Annotated in this window: 3 protein-coding genes; 1 reads left to right on the top strand and 2 read right to left on the bottom strand. The window is 41.5% G+C overall.

All coding sequences use genetic code 11. From position 1 onward, the window contains the following. Positions 1 to 93: 93 nt before the first annotated feature. Together AC805_RS21180 and idi are read right to left on the bottom strand one after the other, a co-directional pair. On the bottom strand, positions 94 to 576 hold the full coding sequence (locus AC805_RS21180) for a 2TM domain-containing protein (RefSeq protein WP_231664044.1): 483 nt from the start codon (positions 574 to 576) through the stop codon (positions 94 to 96). Positions 577 to 723: 147 nt separating this feature from the next. Next, positions 724 to 1,269 carry an isopentenyl-diphosphate Delta-isomerase gene (gene idi / locus AC805_RS21175; RefSeq protein WP_055077242.1) on the bottom strand — a complete coding sequence of 182 codons (546 nt, stop codon included), beginning with the start codon at positions 1,267 to 1,269 and terminating at the stop codon, positions 724 to 726. A gap of 402 nt (positions 1,270 to 1,671) precedes the next feature. On the opposite strand from idi, the gene AC805_RS21170 reads away from it, so the two are divergent. After that, complete coding sequence (locus AC805_RS21170; protein WP_055077241.1) at positions 1,672 to 2,250, top strand: CAP family protein; 579 nt, start codon at positions 1,672 to 1,674, stop codon at positions 2,248 to 2,250. Positions 2,251 to 2,449 lie beyond the last annotated feature (199 nt).

The following is a 2,449-nucleotide window of genomic DNA, read 5'->3' as shown; positions in this document are numbered from 1 at the left end:
ACACTTTCGTGAATTGGTATTATGCCCTGATACAGTTGGCGGCAGCTATACTTTGCGGTTAAAGAAGTAGCGTCCAGCGCTAATTCTTTAATCCTACTTGAGCCATTCTTCGAGACTATTGGTTAATTTGCCCGTAATTTGTGCCGTAAGGCGATCGCGTTTTTGTTTTTGCTGCCACTTTTGGAATTGTTTTTGGTATTCTTCGCTTTCAGTTTGATAGGTTACCCATGCATCTAATGCCACCGCTAAGCCCCAAAACAATAGCGGATAGATTGCCCAGCCAATTTTTCCTGCCGTAAAAAAATTCAATGCTACTAAAAAGGAATTCACGATCGCGTATTTTAAGAGATTTGATTGAAAGGATTTCTTTTTATATTTATCAAACTCTCCATGCTCTTGGCGGACGACTTGGGTTGATTGCCATTCCTGCACCGATGTCAAGAAATCGGCTTCACTAATGCCCATATCAGAAGCAATCTCATATATCTGCTGTTTCGTCAGACTTTGACCATTAGTTCTTTTGGCTAGGGCATAGCGGAGAATCTGATCGACTTGCTCTTCAGAATAAGTTTCCATAGGTTCCTCCATTTTCCATTTATAGTTAAGTCTTATAGTTAAGCCACCCTTTAAGTAGCTAATGCACGCCATGCGAGCGGTAGGTTTTCTGATTGAACTGCTTACTATTGTAGGATAAGGGTTAACGATGCTTGGCATCGCTAGTTCTTACTTTACTATGGCAGCAATAAAACGATCGCAGCAGTCGCGCAGCCAATAGGTATAGTCTTGGGGATTTTTGAGAAGATCGGCTTGTAAAATTTTTAAATCTATCCATTTCCAGTCTTCGGCTTCCTCTGGATTGAGAATTGGTGCGCGATCGCTATAGCCAACCAACACATGATCAAATTCATGCTCGGTTAGGTCATTGTCTAGCTGAGCATGATAGATAAAACTGAATATTTCCTGTAACTCACAGTCAAAGCCCATTTCTTCTTGCAAACGTCGGTGAGCCGCCAGCAAAGTTGACTCTTCATAGCGGGGGTGACTGCAACAGGTATTTGTCCAGAGTCCTCCCGAGTGATATTTATGTTGGGCGCGTTTTTGTAATAAAAGTTGTCCCTGAGAGTTCAACACAAAAACCGAAAAGGCTCGATGTAATAAACCGTCACGATGAGCCTGTAATTTTTCTGCAACCCCAATTTGGCGATCGTTAATATCTACTAAGACAACTTTTTCTTCTAACTTTGTAGCCGCTTGCAGCCCTGTACTCATGATATTTACAAATAATTACAAATAATATTTACAAGTATTAAAGGGTAAAAACATATTAAAAGCCTCATTTGGCAAGGCTTCTAACATATTATAGCTATAGCCACTTAAGTCAGGACATCAAACCCAATAGAGAGTTGTGGCGCGAAGCGCCGCAACTCTCTATTGGGTTTGATTTTTATCCTAATTAAAACCCAAGATCGTGTTGTCACGCGGAGTGCGACAACACGATCTTAGGTTTTATGTCCTAATACAGTTGGCGGTAGCTATACATATCCAAATCGGTAAAGTTACCTCCCTGCAAGGAGGTAACTTTACCGATTTGGGCAATTTATTTTGCACAAGTAGTTAGATTTAACATTGGGAGACTAGAATATTATTCGATTAGTTTAGGTTTTTCATAAAATGTTCTTCAACAAGCAGCTATTTATCGGTTTAGCATTAACTAGCTTGACTATTGGGCTGGGTACTAACCATGATTCCGTATCGGCTCAAACGGTTAATTTAAATACTTTACGCAGTACGGCTCTCTCCAAACACAATACCTATCGCAGTATCCATCATAGCCCTGCGATGTCTCTCAATAGCTCCGTGAACAGCACAGCACAAGCTTGGGCAGATAATCTAGCGGCTACGGGAACATTTGCCCATAGTTCTTCCGCTCAGAGAAACGGGGCTGGGGAAAATCTGTATGTCTACTACACTACGGCTCCTTCGATCGCTTCAGATACCCTCGCTAAGAATGCGATCGACTCTTGGTACAACGAGGTGAAACTTTATAACTATGCCACTCCTGGATTTTCCTCAGCGACTGGTCACTTTACGCAGGTGGTATGGAAGGGCAGCACCAAACTAGGCTGTGGTGCATCTAAGGGAACCAAAACACTTAGTGGCAGGATGTATAACGCTTTTTATGTAGTTTGTCAGTACAGTCCTGCGGGAAATGTCATAGGGCAGTTTCCTGCAAATGTGTTGAAGCCTTAAATTTAAAAGTGCTTTGCTAAGCTAAGTAGGCTCAATTAAATATAAAACCCTAAAACCTGCGGCGCACGCTGTGCGTGCGCCGCAGGTTTTAGATCGGGATTTTAGTTGTGCAGAAGTAATTAATACCAATTCACTGAAGTAAGCCAACACCTCAATGAATTAAAAAATATAGCTTAAATAAGGAAATCAAACCCAATAG

This window comes from Pseudanabaena sp. 'Roaring Creek' (assembly GCF_001402795.1).
In the GTDB taxonomy this organism is placed as follows: domain Bacteria; phylum Cyanobacteriota; class Cyanobacteriia; order Pseudanabaenales; family Pseudanabaenaceae; genus Pseudanabaena.
The sequence above is the reverse complement of the archived record's forward strand: the minus strand, read 5'-3'. Positions and strand labels throughout refer to the sequence as shown.

Coding starts and splice junctions, on each gene's coding strand:
- AC805_RS21180 (WP_231664044.1), bottom strand. CDS start 576: ATGGAAACTTATTCTGAAGAGCAAGTCGATCAGATTCTCCGCTATGCC.
- idi (WP_055077242.1), bottom strand. CDS start 1,269: ATGAGTACAGGGCTGCAAGCGGCTACAAAGTTAGAAGAAAAAGTTGTC.
- AC805_RS21170 (WP_055077241.1), top strand. CDS start 1,672: ATGTTCTTCAACAAGCAGCTATTTATCGGTTTAGCATTAACTAGCTTG.